Annotated in this window: 6 protein-coding genes; 4 read left to right on the top strand and 2 right to left on the bottom strand. The window is 62.1% G+C overall.

All coding sequences use genetic code 11. The features are described 5' to 3' along the window. Nucleotides 1-11 precede the first annotated feature (11 nt). On the bottom strand, nucleotides 12-1814 hold the full coding sequence (locus tag FHL16_RS07220) for an acyclic terpene utilization AtuA family protein (protein ID WP_077747896.1): 1803 nt from the start codon (nucleotides 1812-1814) through the stop codon (nucleotides 12-14). A gap of 178 nt (nucleotides 1815-1992) precedes the next feature. Between FHL16_RS07220 and FHL16_RS07215 the strand changes: the two genes are divergently transcribed. The 3 genes from FHL16_RS07215 (at nucleotide 1993) to FHL16_RS07205 (ending at nucleotide 4620) form a co-directional block, all read left to right on the top strand. Beyond that, nucleotides 1993-2616: a TetR/AcrR family transcriptional regulator gene (locus tag FHL16_RS07215; protein ID WP_077747895.1), complete on the top strand. Its 624-nt coding sequence runs from the start codon at nucleotides 1993-1995 to the stop codon at nucleotides 2614-2616. Nucleotides 2617-2711: 95 nt separating this feature from the next. Continuing rightward, on the top strand, nucleotides 2712-3506 hold the full coding sequence (locus FHL16_RS07210) for a substrate-binding periplasmic protein (RefSeq protein ID WP_177346225.1): 795 nt from the start codon (nucleotides 2712-2714) through the stop codon (nucleotides 3504-3506). 100 nt (nucleotides 3507-3606) lie between these two features. Beyond that, the gene (locus FHL16_RS07205; RefSeq protein WP_010461207.1) at nucleotides 3607-4620 is read left to right on the top strand and encodes a GNAT family N-acetyltransferase; all 1014 of its coding nucleotides are present in this window, start codon (nucleotides 3607-3609) and stop codon (nucleotides 4618-4620) included. 157 nt (nucleotides 4621-4777) lie between these two features. Here the strand turns inward: FHL16_RS07205 and FHL16_RS07200 are convergent, their stop codons facing one another. Then, the gene (locus FHL16_RS07200; RefSeq protein WP_077747893.1) at nucleotides 4778-5326 is read right to left on the bottom strand and encodes an RNA polymerase factor sigma-70; all 549 of its coding nucleotides are present in this window, start codon (nucleotides 5324-5326) and stop codon (nucleotides 4778-4780) included. 379 nt (nucleotides 5327-5705) lie between these two features. On the opposite strand from FHL16_RS07200, the gene FHL16_RS07195 reads away from it, so the two are divergent. Then, complete coding sequence (locus FHL16_RS07195) at nucleotides 5706-18689, top strand: non-ribosomal peptide synthetase (RefSeq protein ID WP_077747892.1); 12984 nt, start codon at nucleotides 5706-5708, stop codon at nucleotides 18687-18689. Nucleotides 18690-18740: the final 51 nt, after the last annotated feature.

Genomic DNA, 18740 nt, shown 5'->3' with positions numbered 1-18740 from the left:
GCGACCGTCCTCTAGTTGACCTGGTCGGCGATGCCCTGGGGCACCGGAATCTGGATGTCCAGCAACTGCTGGGCGAAGGCTTTGCCTTGCGGATCGATTCGCAGGCTGGCCACGCCACCGCCGCCGAGGGCGTTCTCCAGGAGAAAATTGAAACTGTGGGTGCCGGGCAAATACCAACGCTTGACACGTCCGTGGATCGGGTCAAGGACATGGCTCATCCAGTCGACCATCACCTCAGGCGTCAGGGCTTCGGCGATCCATGGCAGATACTCGGCTTCCCGGGCCATGACGCCGATGTTGCTGTGATTACCCTTGTCGCCGGAGCGCGCGACGGCGAGTTTGATCAGGGCCACGCTGGCATCGGCGCGGCCTGTGGGTTGCGGCGGGTCGAACGGAACGGGCAAGTCATCCGGGTCGAGCACATCGACGGCGGGCAGGGCGCACGGGTGGCGTTGGCCCTGCAGATCAATTTCCAGCGTGCAGGCGGTTTTGGCGATGAGGAACGAGAACAGCCGGATCAGCGGATACACCGTCGGCCGTCCACCGACAATCCCGGTCAGTCCCGGCGCCATGCCGGTGGCAGCCTGGGCGATTTCCCGGGAGAACACGATCAATGCCTGTTTGTTCGGATGGCGCACTGCGAGTTTGATCACCACTTCGCGGCTGTCCTGGCGTTGGCCGTGGGCACCGTAAGTGGCCTCGCTGCCCAGGAGTTCGATGTTCACTTCGCTGTAGGGCGCCCAGCCGCGCTGGCTGAAGATCTCCGAGGTCTTGTTGATGATCGCCTGGCCGACCCGTTCGGCCTTGGCCACGGCATCGATCCCGGCGATCAGGCAACTGGCGGTGCAGCGGAAACCGTCCGGGTAGGTCGCGCTGACCTTGTATTGATCGGTAGGCGGCAAGCCTTTGGCGCCATGCACCTGAACTGCGTTTTTACCTTGTTGCACGAGTTTGACCTGGGTGAAATCGCAGACCACGTCAGGCAGCAGGTAGGCTTGGGGGTTGCCGATTTCATAGAGCATTTGTTCGCCGACGGTCAGCGGCGTGACCAGGCCGCCTGAGCCCTCGGGTTTGCTGACGATGAACTGGCTGTCGGCGCTGACTTCGACGATGGGGAAGCCAATGTGTTCGTAATCGGGCACATCGCGCCAATCGGTGAAATTGCCGCCGGTGCACTGGGCGCCACATTCGATGATGTGCCCGGCCAATGCGGCCTGGGCCAGTTTGTCGTAGTCATGCCAGGACCAGCCGAATTCATGGACCAGCGCGGCACTGACGACCGCGCTGTCGACGACGCGTCCGGTAATGACGATGTCGGCACCCAATCGAAGGGCTTCGACAATGCCCGGTGCGCCGAGGTAGGCGTTGGTCGAGACGCACATCGGCGGCAAGGGCGCGCCGCTGAACATTTCATGCAGGCCACGGCTGCTCAGCTGTTTGAACTGCGGTTGCAGGTCGTCGCCCAGCAACACGGCGATTTTCAGTGCCACCCCGGCCTTGTCACATGCCGCTTGCAAGGCAGCGGCGCAGGCCTGTGGATTGACCCCGCCGGCATTGCTGATGACGCGGATGTTTTGTTCGGCGAGTTGCCCAAGCAGTGGGCTGAGGACTTCGATGAAGTCGCCCGCATAGCCCGCCTGCGGATCTTTCATCCGTGCGCCGGCCATGATCGACATCGTGATTTCTGCCAAATAGTCGAAGACCAGATAGTCCAGACGCCCACCGTGCACCAGTTGCGCAGCAGCGGTTGAGGTATCGCCCCAGAACGCGCTGGCGCATCCGATGCGAATCGTTTCTGGCGCAGTCCTTTCCATAACCACCTCCGATAGAAGTGCATCGAGACTACCAAGCAAGCGCTTGGTTTGTAAACGACTGAAATATCTTCTGCCCGAGCGCTTGCTTGGTTGTCGTCGCCAGCTTAAATTGCCCGCGCAACCCCGCTGTTTTAGCGGCGGGCGGCGCATTTGATTGATCGACTGTAGGAGAGAATGGGTGGACGAGCAAAAAGCCCTGGGGGTCATGCGCGAATTGGTCGACAACGGCCAATTGACCGACCCCGACAGCGCCCGCGGCAAACTGCTGCAAGTGGCGGCTCACCTGTTCCGTAACAAAGGGTATGAACGCACCACGGTGCGCGATCTGGCTGGCGCCGTGGGCATTCAGTCGGGCAGCATTTTTCATCACTTCAAAAGCAAGGACGAGATCCTGCGCGCGGTGATGGAAGAGACCATCCGCTACAACACGGCGTTGATGCACGCCGCCCTGGCCGAGGCCGGCAATGTACGCGAGCGGGTGCTGGCGCTGATTCGCTGCGAATTGCAGTCGATCATGGGCGGCAGCGGCGAGGCCATGGCGGTGTTGGTGTACGAATGGCGTTCGCTGTCCGAAGACGGTCAGGCGCAGGTGCTGGCGCTGCGCGATATTTACGAAGCGCTTTGGCTGCAGGTGTTGGGTGAAGCCAAGGACGCCGGTTTTATCCGCGGCGATGTGTTCATCACGCGTCGTTTTCTGACGGGGGCGTTGTCCTGGACCACCACCTGGTTTCGTGCCGGCGGCAGCATGAGCCTCGATCAATTGGCCGATGAAGCATTGATTCTTGTGCTCGAAGAGAAGTAATAAGGTGTCATGAGCCAGCAGGAAACTGGCTAAGTGGCCGAAACCGCCTAGCTTGAATGCATTGATGGGTATTTTTTGGGGAGTGGGTTGTTTTGATGTCTTCGCCAATTAGGACGGCCACGCGGCTTTTGCTGGCGTCGCTCGCGGCGGCTTGGGTATTGCCGTCCCAGGCTGCACAACTGGTGCGTGTCGGTGCCGCACATTTCCCGCCTTATACCGTGCGCCCGGAATCCGGTGCCGACACTGGCCTGCTGCCGCAATTGGTAGAAGCCTTGAATCAATCGCAGAGCGACTATCAGTTCGTCCTGGTGCCGACTTCGATTCCGCGGCGATTCGGAGATTTCAAGCAAGGTCGGGTCGACATGGCCATTTTCGAGAACCCGGACTGGGGCTGGAAGGACATTCCCCACGTCAGCGTCGACATGGGGCTTGAAGACGCCGAGATTTTCGTCGCGCAACGTGAGCCCGAGCGCCAGCAAAGTTATTTTGCCGACCTCACCGGCAAGCGTCTGGCGCTGTTCAGCGGCTATCACTACGAGTTCGCCAACTTCAATGCCGACCCGAAATTCCTCGCGCAGAACTACGACGCCACGCTGACCTATTCCCATGACAGCAACCTGCTGATGGTGCTGCGCGGGAGGGCAGACATTGCCTTGGTGACGCGTTCCTACCTGAGCGATTACCTGCTGCGCAACGAGCTCGTGGCCGATCAGCTGCTGGTGTCGCAGCGCGTCGATCAGGTGTATCACCACTACGCGATCCTGCGTCCGTCCGCGCCCATCAGCGGCGAGGCGTTCGGCAAGTTGCTGCAAGGGTTGCGGGACAATGGGCAGATGCTGAAGATTTTCGATCCATACAAGATTGCAGTGGTGGCGGTGCCCAAGCCCTGAATGACACCGCCGGTCGCGCCAATTCGCGACTTCACTTAAATTTCCTGCCCCGGCTCACGTCACAGGGTTGAACTGTCGACGATTATCGTGAGCCCGACCCATGCCCAATCTGAATGACCTGACTGCCCTGGCCTTGCCCAACGGAAGCCGTCTTGTAGCTGATGAAACCCAGAGTCGCCTGCACCTCAGCCTGGAAGGGCAGCCGCTGATCGAGCTGCGCCTGACCCGCGAGCCCGATGTGCAGGTGCAGGTCGAAAAGCGTTTCGACACGCCTGAAAGTCAGGCGCTCTGGGCCACCTGCTATTGGCTGTTTGCCCGTGATCCGGCGTGCCAGCACCTGACGTTTCAACTGCAGCAATCGCCTGCCGACGCCTTGGCGAGCGGTTTGCTGATTCCCACCGACACCGCCGGCCAATACCGTTGCGAACGCACGCTGTTCTGGCAGTTGCCCCAGCCGTGGCTCAGCCAGGCGCAGGCCGACACTTATCCGCAGCAAATGGTCATCAGTGGCGGCAAGCGTCATCCGCTGCGCCCGTTAAAACCACGCGGTGAAGTCTATCGGCGCTTCGATGCGCGGCTCGGTGGCTGGATTTCCCTGCGCACGCTGGATATCGATCTGGACCTGGGGCGTTTCAATCGCTGGCAGAACAGCCCGCGGGTCGCGAGTTTCTGGCAGGAGGAGGGCAGCCTTGAGCAGCACCGCGAGTACCTGAGCAAACTCGAAGCCGATCCTCACACCCTGACCCTGATCGGTTGTTTCGATGATCAGCCGTTTGCCTATTTCGAAGCCTACTGGGCCAAGGAAGATCGCATCGCGCCGTTCTATGACACCGGCGATTACGACCGTGGTATCCACATGCTGGTGGGTGAAGAAAATCACCGTGGCCCGCACAAGGTGGCGAGCTGGTTATCGGCGTTGACGCACTACCTGTTTCTCGACGATCCGCGCACCCAGCGAGTCGTCGCCGAGCCTCGCGCCGACAACGGGAAGATGATCAAGTACATGCAGGATCAGGGTTACCACTGTGAGAAAGAGTTCGACTTTCCGCACAAGCGCGCGGCGTTGATGATGCTGGGGCGGGAGCGGTTTTTTGCTCGGTGCAAGTTGGCGTGATGCTTATGGCTCAAGGTCTGCACTGACCTTGAGTGCCCCATCGCGAGCAGGCTCGCTCCCACATTGAATCTCCAGTGAACACACAATCGGTGAACACCAAAGATCCAATGTAGGAGTGAGCCTGCTCGCGATCGGGGTCACCGCAAACTTTGAGCTTTTAGCGACGGACAAAGGTATCCACACGATTGCCCGACACCTTGCGGCAGTGCACCAGCGCATCGCGAATCATGAAGTTCACCAGGGTCGGCGAGACGCCGAGTTCCTTGGCGATGTCCTTTTGCGGCACGCCGTGCAGGCGGTACATCTCGAAGGCGTAACGGGTACGGCTCGGCAGCTCCGTCAGCGCATCGGCGATGTTTTCCAGGGTCGAGAAATTGATGTGCGAGGTTTCCGGCGAAGCGCCCTGAATCACCACGTTCAGACCTTCCTCTTCCGGCCCGGAGTATTTCTGCTCCAGCGCCTGCTTGCGATAGTGGTCGATCGCCAGGTTGCGCACGATCTGGAACAGATAACTGAGCTGAGCCTTGAAGGATGACGTGATTTGCGGCGCCGATTGCAGCCGGAAAAACGCATCCTGGACCACGTCTTCAGCACGCGACCGGCAACCGGTAATCCGCGCTGCAATCTTGACCAGAATCAGTCGGTTGTCGACAAAGGCCTGAAGTAGCGGTGAATCGCACCTGCTTGTGGATACTTGTTCCGTCATGGAAATCACCTTGCTGCCAATAGGTTGGTGGGGCGGCGGGGGGGGGGCCGTCCTACACATCGAGCGACAAATTATGCTGAATGATAATGATTGTCAATTGAGAAAGAGAACTAATGCTCCTCAGTGGTGCAGAGTGAGAACTGCGACACGCTGTCGCACTCGCGTGCAGCACTTGGTTCCGTTGACGATCGACCCTGCCGACTAATTATTTCAAGACGTCATCCGTTCTCATTGGTGAAAGGTGCTGGGTAAATCCCGGCCAAAACCGCACTCCCAATGCCTTGCGCAGTCGGCGAAGACCGCGTCCTGCATGCCCTTTAGTGGGCGTGACGTAAGAAAACCGATTTCATTTGCAAGCCGAATTCAGGCAGGAAACCTCATGACCGACGCGTTCGAACTCCCAAGCAATCTGGTCCAAGCCCTCCAGCGCCGAGCGGCCCTGACGCCGGATCGGGTGGCCTTGCGTTTTCTCGCCGAAACCCCGGAGCAGGCCGTGGTCCTCAGTTATCGCGAGCTGGATCAGCGGGCGCGGACCATTGCCGGTGCGTTGCAGGCCGAGGCTGAATTCGGCGATCGCGCCGTGCTGTTGTTTCCGAGCGGCCCGGATTACGTCGCGGCGTTTTTTGGTTGCCTGTACGCCGGAGTGATCGCGGTGCCGGCTTATCCGCCGGAGTCGGCTAAACGTCATCACCAGGAACGTTTGCTGTCGATCATCAACGATGCCGAGCCGCGCCTGCTGCTGACCAGCGCCGGCCTGCGTGACGCCTTGCAGCAGATTGAAGGTGCGCCGCCGCTGCTGTGCGTCGACACCCTCGACGGTGCCTTGGCCGCCAGCTGGGTCGCGCCGAACCTGGCCGGCGACCACATCGCCTTTCTGCAATACACCTCCGGTTCCACCGCGTTGCCCAAAGGCGTGCAAGTCAGCCACGGCAACCTGGTGGCCAATGAACTGCTGATCCGTCATGGCTTCGGTATCGATCTGAACCCGGATGACGTGATCGTCAGCTGGCTGCCGCTGTACCACGACATGGGCCTGATCGGCGGTCTGTTGCAGCCGGTTTTCAGCGGTGTGCCGTGTGTGTTGATGTCGCCGGCGTATTTCCTCGGCCGGCCGTTGCGCTGGCTGGAAGCGATCAGCGAATACGGCGGCACGATCAGCGGCGGCCCGGATTTCGCCTATCGCCTCTGCAGCGAGCGCGTCAGTGAGTCGGCGCTGGAACGCCTCGACCTGAGCGGCTGGCGCGTCGCGTATTCCGGCTCCGAACCGATTCGTCTCGACACCCTCGATCGTTTCGGCGAAAAGTTCGCGGTGTGCGGTTTCACCACTGACAGTTTCATGGCGTCCTACGGGTTGGCCGAAGCCACCTTGTTTGTCGCCGGAACCCCGCGCGGTCAGGGCATCGGCAACCTGCGCGTGGACGATCAAGCCCTGGCCCAAAACCGCGCAGAGCCTGGCGAGGGCAGCGCGATCATGAGTTGCGGCATCAGCCAGCCGGATCACGCGGTGTTGATTGTCGACCCGGTCGCGCTCAACGAACTCACCGACAACGCCGTCGGCGAAGTGTGGGCTGCCGGGCCTAGCATCGCCCATGGCTACTGGCGCAACCCCGAGGCCAGCGCCAAGACCTTCGTCCAGCACAACGACCGGACCTGGCTGCGCACCGGCGACCTGGGTTTCATGCGTGACGGTGAACTGTTCATCACCGGGCGCCTGAAAGACATGCTGATCGTTCGCGGTCACAACCTGTATCCGCAAGACATCGAACAGACCGTCGAACGCGAAGTGGAAGTGGTGCGCAAAGGCCGTGTCGCGGCCTTCGCGGTCACTGTCGATGGCCAGGAAGGCATCGGCATCGCCGCGGAAATCAGCCGCAGCGTGCAGAAAATCCTCCCGACCGACGCGTTGATCAAAGCCATCCGCCAAGCGGTGGCCGAGGCGTATCAGGAAGCGCCGAGCGTGGTGGTGCTGCTCAATCCGGGCGCATTGCCCAAAACCTCCAGCGGCAAACTGCAACGTTCGGCCTGCCGCAATCGTCTGAAGGACGGCAGTCTCGACAGCTATGCGCTGTTCCCTTCAGCGGACGTTCAGGGCGAATCCGGCACAGCGTCGGGTTGCGACCTGCAAGCCTTGATCGGCCAGATCTGGAGTGAGCAACTGCAGGTCAAACAGGTTAACGCCGACGATCACTTCTTCCTGCTCGGCGGCAATTCCATCGCCGCCACTCAAGTGGTTGCGCGACTGCGTGAAACACTCGGACTGGAGCTGAACCTGCGCCTGCTGTTCGAAGCGCCAACCCTCGGCGCCTTCACTGCCGATGTCGCTCAGCTGCAACAGGACGGCGGCCTGGCCCAAGGCGTGATTACTCCGTTGTCGCGTCACGAACCGATGCCACAGTCTCTGGCGCAAAACCGCCTCTGGATTACCTGGCAACTCGATCCGCACAGCAGCGCCTACAACATTCCCGGGGCCTTGCGCCTGCGTGGCGAGCTGGACGAAAACGCCTTGCGCGCCAGTTTCCAGCAGCTGATCGAACGTCATGAATCCTTGCGCACACGCTTCTTCGAACGGGACGGCGTGGCGCTCCAGCAGGTCGATGCGGCGGGCGAATTCAACCTGCAATTGATCGACATCAGCGAACTGCCCGCCGAGGAGCGCGAAGCCCGCGCGCTGCACATCCGTGAGGACGAAGCCCGCACCCAATTCGATCTGGAGAAAGGCCCGCTGCTGTGGGTGACGCTGGTGCGCCTCGACGACGATGACCATCAACTGCTGGTGACGATGCATCACATCATTGCCGATGGCTGGTCGCTGAACGTGCTGATCGACGAGTTCTCGCGCCTTTACGCCGCGGCTTCCCAGGGACAAAAGGCCACGCTTCCCGCATTGCCAACCCAATACGCCGATTACGGCAGCTGGCAGCGTCAATGGCTTGCGCAAGGGGAGGGCGAGCGTCAACTCGCCTACTGGAAAACGCAGTTGGGCGAAGAGCATCCAACGCTGAACCTGGCCACCGATCATCCGCGCTCGGCGCAGCACGTTCACAGTGCTGCCCGCCACTCGATAAAGCTCGCCGCGACCCTGAGCGATGCCATTCGCCAGACCGCCCAGGCGCATGAGTCGACGCCGTTCATGCTGTTGCTCGCCGCCTTCCAGAGCCTGTTGCACCGCTACAGCGGCCAGCGCGACATCCGCATCGGCGTGCCGAATGCCAACCGCCCGCGCCTGGAAACCCAAGGGCTGATCGGCTTCTTCATCAACACCCAGGTGCTGCGTGCCGACGTGGATTCGCGCCTGCCATTCGTTGAGCTGCTGGCGCAAACCCGCCAGGCCGCGCTGGGGGCGCAAGCGCATCAGGATCTGCCGTTCGAACAACTGCTCGAAGCGTTCCCGCAAGCGCGCGAACAAGGCTTGTTCCAGGTGATGTTCAACCACCAGCAACGGGACTTGAACGCGCTGCGCCGCCTGCCGGGATTGCTCGCCGAAGAACTGCCGTGGCACAGCCGCGAAGCCAAGTTCGACCTGCAACTGCACAGCGAAGAAGACCAGAAGGGTCGCTTGAGCCTGTCCTTCGACTACGCCAGCGAGCTGTTCGACGCGACGACCATCGAGCGCCTGGCCGAGCATTTCAGCCACCTGCTGCGAGCCATTTGCGAGCTACCGTCCACCGCCATCGGCGACCTGCCACTGCTGAGCGCAAACGAACACGACCAACAATCGTCCTGGAGCGCCGCGCCGTGCACACCGGCCAGCCAATGGTTGCCGGAACGGCTCAACGAGCAAGCGCGCCAGACCCCGGAACGCACCGCGCTGATCTGGGACGGCGGCAGCCTCGATTTCGCCGAACTGCACATCCAGGCCAACCGCCTGGCCCATTACCTGCGCGACAAAGGCGTCGGTCCGGACGTCTGCGTGGCCATCGCCGCCGAGCGTTCGCCGCAGTTGCTGATCGGCCTGCTGGCGATCATCAAGGCTGGTGGTGCCTATGTGCCGCTGGACCCGGATTACCCGGCCGAGCGCCTGGCCTACATGCTCAGCGACAGCGGTGTGGAGTTGCTGCTAACTCAGACCCAATTGCTCGAACGCCTGCCGGCCACCGATGGCGTCAGCTTCATCGCCATGGATGCGCTGCATCTGGAGAACTGGCCAAGCCAGGCGCCGGGCCTGCACCTTCACGGCGACAACCTCGCCTACGTGATTTACACCTCAGGTTCCACCGGTCAACCCAAGGGCGTCGGCAACACCCACGCGGCGCTCGCCGAGCGCCTGCAATGGATGCAGAACACCTACGGGTTGAACGACACCGACGTGCTGATGCAGAAAGCCCCGATCAGTTTCGACGTGTCGGTGTGGGAGTGCTTCTGGCCGCTGATCACCGGCGCCCGCTTGCTGATTGCCGGCCCCGGCGAGCACCGCGATCCGCATCGCATCGCGCAGCTGGTTCAGCAGTACGGCGTGACCACGCTGCACTTCGTGCCGCCACTGCTTTCGTTGTTCATCGACGAGCCGCTGACCGCTGAATGCACCAGCCTGCGCCGGGTCTTCTCCGGTGGCGAAGCCTTACCCGCCGAGCTGCGCAACCGCGTGCTGGAACAGCTGCCGGCCGTGCAATTGCACAACCGCTACGGCCCGACCGAAACCGCAATCAACGTCACCCATTGGCACTGCGTCCGCGCCGATGGCGAGCGCTCGCCGATTGGCCGTCCGTTGGGCAACGTGGTGTGCCGCGTGCTCGACAGCGACCTCAACCCGGTGCCGGCCGGGGTGCCGGGTGAGCTGTGCATCAGCGGCATCGGCCTTGCTCGGGGTTATCTGGGCCGTCCGGGACTGACCGCTGAACGTTTTGTCGTCGATCCACTGGGCGAGCAGGGCGCGCGTCTGTACCGCACCGGCGACCGTGCGCGCTGGACGGCGGATGGGGTGATCGAATACCTCGGTCGCCTCGATCAGCAGGTCAAACTGCGCGGCTTCCGTGTCGAGCCCGAAGAAATCGAAGCGCGCTTGCTGGCCCAGGAAGGTGTCGCCCAAGCCGCGGTGCTGGTGCGCGAAACGGTCGCCGGTGGCCAATTGATCGGTTACTACACCGCCACCGATTCCATTGAACAGGTTGATGTTCAAACCGCACGCCTGACAGCCGCACTGGCGGCTGAGCTGCCGGAATACATGGTCCCGGCGCAGCTGATGCGCCTGGACGAAATGCCCCTGAGCCCGAGCGGCAAACTCGACCGTCGTGCCTTGCCCGAACCGCAATGGCAAGTGCGCGAACACGTCGAGCCGGTCACAGCGCTTGAGCAGCAAATCGCCGGCATCTGGCGCGAAGTCCTCGGCCTTGGGCAGATTGGGCTGCGTGACGATTTCTTCGCCCTCGGCGGTCATTCGTTGCTGGCCACGCAAATCATTTCCCGCACCCGTCAGGCCTGCGACGTTGAGTTGCCGCTGCGGGCACTGTTCGAAAACAGTGAGCTGGGCGCGTTTGCCGAACAGGTGCAACTGATCCAGGCCAGCGGCAAGACCAACCAGCAACCGCCCATCGAGGACGTCGACCGCCGCCAACCGGTGCCGCTCTCTTATTCCCAGCAACGCATGTGGTTTCTCTGGCAAATGGAGCCGGACAGCCCGGCCTATAACGTCGGCGGCATGGCACGGTTGCGCGGTGTACTCGATGTCGGGCGTTTCGAAGCAGCTTTGCAAGCGCTGATCATGCGTCACGAAACCCTGCGCACCACGTTCCCGAGCATCGACGGCGTGGCCCGCCAACAGGTGCATGCGCAAACCGGCATGCGCATGGACTGGAAGGACTTCTCGGCGCTGGAGGCCGACAGCCGTGAGCAACGGGTGCAGCAACTGGCTGACGACGAGGCACATAAACCGTTCGATCTGGAAACCGGTCCGCTTCTGCGCGCCTGTCTGGTCAAGACCGCCGAGTACGAACACTATCTGGTGCTGACTTTGCACCACATCGTCACCGAAGGCTGGGCGATGGACATCTTTGCCCGTGAACTGAGCGCGCTGTACGAAGCGTTCGTCGATGACCGCGAATCGCCGTTGGCACCGCTGCCAGTGCAGTACCTGGATTACAGCGTCTGGCAGCGCCAGTGGCTGGAATCCGGCGAGCGCCAGCGCCAGCTCGACTACTGGACCGCGCAACTGGGCCGCGAACATCCGCTGCTGGAATTGCCCGCCGACCGTCCACGTCCGCCGGTGCAAAGCCATCAGGGCGAACTGTTCCGTTTCGACCTGAGCGATGACCTCGCCGCACGGGTGCGCGCCTTCAACGCGCAAAACGGCCTGACCCTGTTCATGACCATGACAGCCGCACTGGCCGTGCTGCTTTATCGCTACAGCGGCCAAAACGACCTGCGCATCGGCGCGCCGGTGGCCAACCGGATTCGCCCGGAAAGCGAAGGACTGATCGGGGCGTTCCTCAACACCCAAGTGCTGCGTTGCCAGCTCGACGGGCAGATGTCCGTCGGTGAATTGTTCGAGCAGGTGCGCCACACGGTGATCGAAGGCCAGTCCCATCAGGACTTGCCATTCGATCACTTGGTTGAGGCCTTGCAGCCACCGCGCAGTGCCGCGTACAACCCGCTGTTCCAGGTGATGTGCAACGTGCAACGCTGGGAATTCCAGCAAAGCCGCACCCTGGCCGGCATGACCGTCGAGTACCTGGCCAACGATGCCCGGGCGACCAAGTTCGACCTCAATCTGGAAGTCACCGACCTCGATCATCGACTGGGTTGCTGCCTGACTTACAGCACTGATTTGTTCGATGAACCGCGCATTGCACGCATGGCGGGGCACTGGCGCAATCTGCTGGAAGCGCTGCTGTGCGATCCGCAACAGCGACTCTGCGAGTTGCCGTTGCTCGAAGCCACGGAACAGCAAAAGCTGTTGGACAGCCTTGGCGTCGAACGGGGCGAGCATCGCCTCGATCAATGCATCCATCACCTGTTCAGCGAGCAAGCCCTCGCCCGCAAAGACGCACCGGCGTTGACGTTTGCGGGTGAAACCCTGAGCTACGCGGAACTCGACAGCCGCGCCAATCGCCTGGCCTGGATGCTTCGCGAACGCGGTGTCGGCCCGCAGGTTCGCGTCGGCCTGGCGCTTGAGCGTTCGCTGGAAATGGTCGTCGGCCTGCTGGCGATCCTCAAGGCCGGCGGCGCTTATGTGCCGCTGGACCCGGAATACCCGCTCGATCGCCTGCATTACATGATCGAGGACAGCGGCATCGGTTTGCTGCTCAGCGATGCGGCGATGTTCGACGCGCTCGGCGAATTGCCGGCCAGCGTCGGCCGTTGGTGCCTCGAAGAGGACGCCGCCGCGTTGGCCCATTACCCGGCCACCGAACTGCCCTTTATCAGCCTGCCGCAACATCAGGCGTACCTGATTTACACCTCGGGTTCGACCGGCAAACCGAAAGGTGTGGTGGTGTCCCACGGTGAAATCGCCATGCATTGCCAAGCGGTCATTGAGCGCTTCGGCATGCGCCCGGACGATTGCGAACTGCATTTCTATTCGATCAACTTCGACGCTGCGACCGAGCGTTTGCTGGTGCCGTTGTTGAGTGGTGCGCACGTTGTCCTGCGCGCCCAAGGCCAATGGGACGCGGAAGACATCTGCGGGCTCATTCGTCGCCACCACATCAACATCCTCGGCTTCACCCCAAGCTATGGCAGCCAATTGGCGCAGTGGCTGGCGACCCAGGGCGAAATCCTCCCGGTGCGCATGTGCATCACCGGCGGCGAAGCCCTGACCGGTGAACACCTGACGCGAATCCGTGCGGCGTTCAAACCAAGCCTGTTTTTCAACGCCTACGGCCCGACTGAAACCGTGGTCATGCCATTGGCCAGTCTCGCACCCGAACAGCTGGAAGAAGGCTTGGCCAGCGTGCCGATCGGCAGCGTGATCGGCGCGCGGGTCGCCTACATCCTCGATGCCGACCTGGCCTTGGTACCGCAAGGCGCGACCGGTGAGTTGTTCGTCGGTGGCGCCGGCCTGGCGCAGGGTTATCACCAGCGACCAGGCATGACCGCCGAACGGTTTGTGGCGGATCCATTCGCCGCCGATGGCGGACGTCTGTACCGCACCGGCGACCTGGTGCGCCAGCGTGCCGATGGCCTGGTGGAGTACCTGGGGCGCATCGACCATCAAGTGAAGATTCGCGGGTTCCGCATCGAGTTGGGCGAGATCGAAACCCGTCTGCTGGAGCATGAGTCGGTCCGCGAAGCCGTGGTCCTGGCCCTCGACGCGCCGAGCGGCAAACAGCTGGTCGGCTATCTGGTGACCGAGGTCGCCGAGCAGGACGAAACGCAACAAGCGGCATTGCGTGAAGCGCTGAAGCATCACCTCAAATCGCAACTGCCGGATTACATGGTGCCGACGCACCTGATCCTGCTGGCCAGCATGCCGCTGACCACCAATGGCAAACTCGACCGCCGCGCCTTGCCAGCGCCGGACCCGGAACTGAACCGTCAACACTACGTGGCGCCAAGCAACGAGCTAGAGCTGACCTTGACCGGCATCTGGTGCGAGGTGCTGAACGTCGAGCAAGTGGGCCTTAACGACAACTTCTTCGAACTGGGCGGCGATTCGATTCTGTCAATCCAGGTGGTCAGCCGTGCGCGGCAGCAGGGCATTCATTTCAGTCCGCGTGACCTGTTCCAGCACCAGACCGTGCAAACCCTGGCCGCCGTGGCCACCCGCACCGAGCAGGTCACCGCCGAGCAAGGCCTGCTCAGCGGTGAGTCGGGTTTGACGCCGATTCAGCACTGGTTCTTCGACACGGACATTCCCGAGCGTCAGCACTGGAACCAGGCATTGCTGCTGGAGCCGACTGACGCGCTGGAACCCCATCGCCTGGAGCAAGCGCTGCTGGCGGTAATCGAACAGCACGATGCCTTGCGGTTGCGTTTCAGCCAGACCGACACGCAATGGCGCGCCGAGCATCAGGCGATTTCCAACGTGCCGGTGCTGTGGCAAGTGCGAGTTTCGTCCATGGACAAATGCGCCGCGCTGTTCGCCGATGCCCAGCGCAGCCTCGACCTCGAACAGGGGCCGCTGATGCGCGTGTTGCTGGTCGATGGTCCCGAGGGCGTACAACGGCTGTTCATCGCCATTCACCACTTGGTGGTGGACGGCGTTTCGTGGCGGGTGCTGCTCGACGATCTGCAAACCGTTTACCGTCAACTGGACGCCGGGCAGTCGGTCAAACTGTCGGCGAAAACCAGCGCTTTCAAGGATTGGTCCACCCGTTTGCAGGCCTATGCCGGCAGCGAATCCCTGCGTGAAGAACTGAGCTGGTGGCAGTCGCAACTGACCGGGCCGAATGCCGAATTGCCCTGTAATCGTCCTGAGGGCGGGCGGCAGAACCGGCATGCGCAAACCGTCAGCGTGCGCCTCGATGCCGAGCGTACTCTCCAGTTGCTGCAACAGGCGCCGAGTGCCTATCGCACGCAGGTCAACGACCTGCTGCTGACCGCGTTGGCTCGGGTGCTGTGCAATTGGAGCGGAGAGGAGTCGGCGCTGATTCAGCTTGAAGGCCACGGCCGCGAAACCCTGTTCGACGAGATCGACCTGACCCGCACCGTCGGCTGGTTCACCAGCGCTTATCCGTTACGCCTTATGCCGGCGGACGGGCAGGGCGCCTCGATCAAGGCGATCAAGGAACAACTGCGTGCCGTGCCGCACAAAGGCCTGGGTTATGGCGTGCTGCGTTATCTGGCCGATGATCTGAGTCGTCAGACCCTGGCCGCGTTGCCGGTGGCGCCGATCACCTTCAACTACCTCGGTCAGTTCGACCAGAGCTTCGGCGCGGACGCCTTGTTCCGTCCTCTCGATGAAGCGGTCGGTGCGGCCCATGATCCTCGCGCGCCGCTGCCCAATGAGCTGAGCGTCGACAGTCAGGTGTATGGCGGTGAGCTGGTGCTGCGCTGGACCTTCAGCGCCGAACGCCACGATCCGCAAGCCATCACCGACCTGGCCAACGCTTATCTTGGCGAACTGCAAAGCCTGATCGAACATTGCCTGCGCGACGATGCGGGAGGCCTGACGCCGTCGGACTTCCCGTTGGCGAAACTGACCCAGCCGCAAATCGACGCGTTGCCAATCCCGGCCGCCGTCATCGAAGACGTCTACCCGCTGACCCCGATGCAGGAAGGCATGCTGCTGCACACCTTGCTGGAACCGGGCACCGGCCTCTACTACATGCAGGATCGCTACCGCATCAACAGCGAACTCGACCCGCAACGTTTCGCCCAGGCCTGGCAAGCGGTGATTGCCCGCCACGAAGCACTGCGCGCATCGTTCTGCTGGAACGTTGGCGAAGACATGCTGCAAGTGATCCACAAACCCGGCAGCACGCCGATCGAGATCCTCGACTGGACGCAAATTGCCGAAGCCGAGCAAGAGCCGAAACTGCAAGCGCTGCTCAAAAGCGAGCGTGAAGCCGGGTTCGATCTGCTCAATCAGGCACCTTTCCACCTGCGCTTGATCAAGGTCGGCGCGGCGCGTTACTGGTTCATTATGAGCAACCACCACATCCTGATTGATGCCTGGTGCCGCTCACTGCTGATGAACGATTTCTTCGAAATCTACCCCGCCCTCGGCGAAGGCCGGGAAGCGCAACTGACCGTGCCCCCGCGTTATCGCGACTATATTGGCTGGCTGCAACGCCAGAGCCTGGCCGAGGCGCGGCAGTGGTGGAAAACCAATCTGCAAGGTTTCGAACGGACCACGCCGATCCCGAGCGACCGGCCGTTCCTGCGTGAGCATGCCGGTGAAAGCGGCGGCATGATCGTCGGTGACCGCTACACAAGGCTTGATGCTCGCGACGGTGCGCAACTGCGCGAACTGGCGCAGGCGCATCAACTGACCATCAACACCTTTGCGCAAGCGGCGTGGGCCTTGGTGCTACGACGTTTGAGCGGTGATCGTGACGTGCTGTTCGGCGTCACGGTGGCCGGGCGTCCGGTGGACATGCCGCAGATGCAGCGCACCGTCGGGCTGTTCATCAACAGCATTGCGCTGCGGGTGAAAATGCCCGAGGACGATCAGCGTTGCAGTGTGCGCCAGTGGTTGAGTGGTTTGCTCGACAGCAACATGCAACTGCGTGAGTACGAATACCTGCCGCTGGTGAGCATTCAGGAAAACAGCGAACTGCCCAAGGGCCAACCGCTGTTCGACAGCCTGTTCGTGTTCGAAAACGCCCCGGTGGAAGTCTCGGTGCTGGACCGTGCACAGAGCCTCAACGCCACGTCCGATTCGGGCCGCACCCACACCAACTTCCCGCTGACGGCGGTCTGCTATCCGGGGGATGACCTGGGGCTGCACCTGTCTTACGACCAGCGTTATTTCGACGAATCGACCGTCGAGCGCATGCTCGGCGAGTTCAAGCGATTGTTGCTGGCGCTGGTCGAAGGCTTCCATGGCGACATGGCCGATCTGCCGTTGCTGGGCGACGAGGAACAGGATTTCCTGATCCACGGCTGCAACCAGAGCGAGCACGATTACCCGCTGGAACAAAGCTATGTCGCGTTGTTCGAAGCGCAGGTCGCTCGGCATCCGCAGCGGATTGCCGCCAGTTGCCTGGATCAGCAACACAGTTATGTCGAACTGAACCGGCGCAGCAACCGCCTCGGTCATGCGTTGATCGCGGCCGGGGTCGGGCTGGATCAACCGGTGGCGTTGCTGGCTGAACGTAACCTCGATCTGCTCGGCATGATCATCGGCAGCTTCAAGGCGGGCGCGGGTTATCTGCCGCTGGACCCGGGGCTGCCGAGTCAGCGTCTGAGCCGGATCATCGACCTGAGCCGCACGCCATTGCTGGTCTGCACGCAAACCTGTCGTGAACAGGCGGTCGCGCTGCTGGAGGCGTTCAGTTGCGCCAACCGGCCGAAATTACTGGTCTGGGAAGAGGTGCAGGCGAGCGATGTATCGGTGGCGAATCCGGGTGTTTACAGCGGCCCGGACAACCTCGCCTATGTGATCTACACCTCCGGCTCCACCGGTTTGCCCAAAGGCGTGATGGTCGAACAGCGCGGCATGCTCAACAACCAGTTGAGCAAGGTGCCGTACCTGAATCTCAGCGATGTTGATGTGATCGCCCAGACCGCTTCGCAAAGCTTCGACATTTCGGTCTGGCAGTTCCTCGCCGCACCGCTGTTCGGGGCGCGGGTGGACATTGTGCCGAACACCATCGCCCATGACCCGCAAGGGTTGCTGGCGCACGTATCGGCCCAGGGCATTACGGTACTGGAAAGCGTGCCGTCGCTGATTCAGGGCATGCTCGCCCAGGAACGCATGAGCCTCGACGGCCTGCGCTGGATGCTGCCGACCGGTGAAGCGATGCCGCCGGAACTGGCGCATCAATGGCTGCTGCGCTACCCGGAGATCGGGCTAGTGAATGCCTATGGCCCGGCGGAATGCTCGGACGACGTGGCGTTCTTCCGCGTTGACATGGCCTCGACCCGTGGCAGTTACCTGCCCATCGGTACGCCGACCGACAACAACCGTTTGTACCTGCTCGATGGTGCGCTGGACCTGGTGCCGTTGGGGGCGGTGGGCGAGTTGTGCGTCGCCGGCACGGGGGTCGGGCGTGGTTACGTCAGCGACCCGTTGCGCACCGCCCTGGTATTTGTACCGAACCTGTTTGGCGCGCCGGGGGATCGTCTGTATCGCACCGGCGACTTGGCCCGACGTCGCAGTGACGGCGTGCTGGAATACGTTGGGCGTATCGACCATCAAGTGAAGATTCGCGGTTACCGCATCGAACTGGGTGAAATCGAAGCACGTTTGCATGAGCAACCGGAAGTACGCGAAGCGGCGGTCGGTGTGCAGGAAGGCGTGAACGGCAAGCATCTGGTCGGCTATTTGGTCGCGGCGGATGCTTTGATCAAGCCAACGGAGCGACTCGAACGCATCAAGCAACGCCTGCGTACCGAACTCCCGGAATACATGGTGCCGCTGCACTGGTTGTGGCTGGAGCGGATGCCGCTCAATGCCAACGGCAAACTCGACCGCAAGGCGCTGCCGGCGCTGGAGATCGGCCAGTTGCAGAGCCAGGATTACCAGGCGCCGCGCACCGAGCTGGAGCAGACACTGGCGAATATCTGGGCGGAGGTGCTGAAGGTCGAGAAGGTCGGCGCGCAGGACAACTTCTTCGAACTGGGCGGGCATTCGTTGCTGGCGACGCAGATTGCTTCGCGGGTGCAGAAAGCCTTGCAACGGGATGTGCCGTTGCGGGCGATGTTCGAGTGCAGCACGGTGGCGGAGTTGGCCGAGTACATCAACGGGTTGGCGGCGAGTGACATCACCGAGGAGAAGGTGGATCGCCTCAATGACTTGATGGCGGAGTTGGAGGGGTTTTGATTCTTTAGCGTCTGTGCGGGGCCTTTCGCGGGCAAGCCTCGCTCCTACAGG

The organism is Pseudomonas sp. FSL W5-0299, from assembly GCF_005930655.1.
Classification (GTDB): Bacteria; Pseudomonadota; Gammaproteobacteria; order Pseudomonadales; family Pseudomonadaceae; genus Aquipseudomonas; species Aquipseudomonas mandelii.
This window is presented reverse-complemented; position numbering and strand designations above follow the sequence as displayed.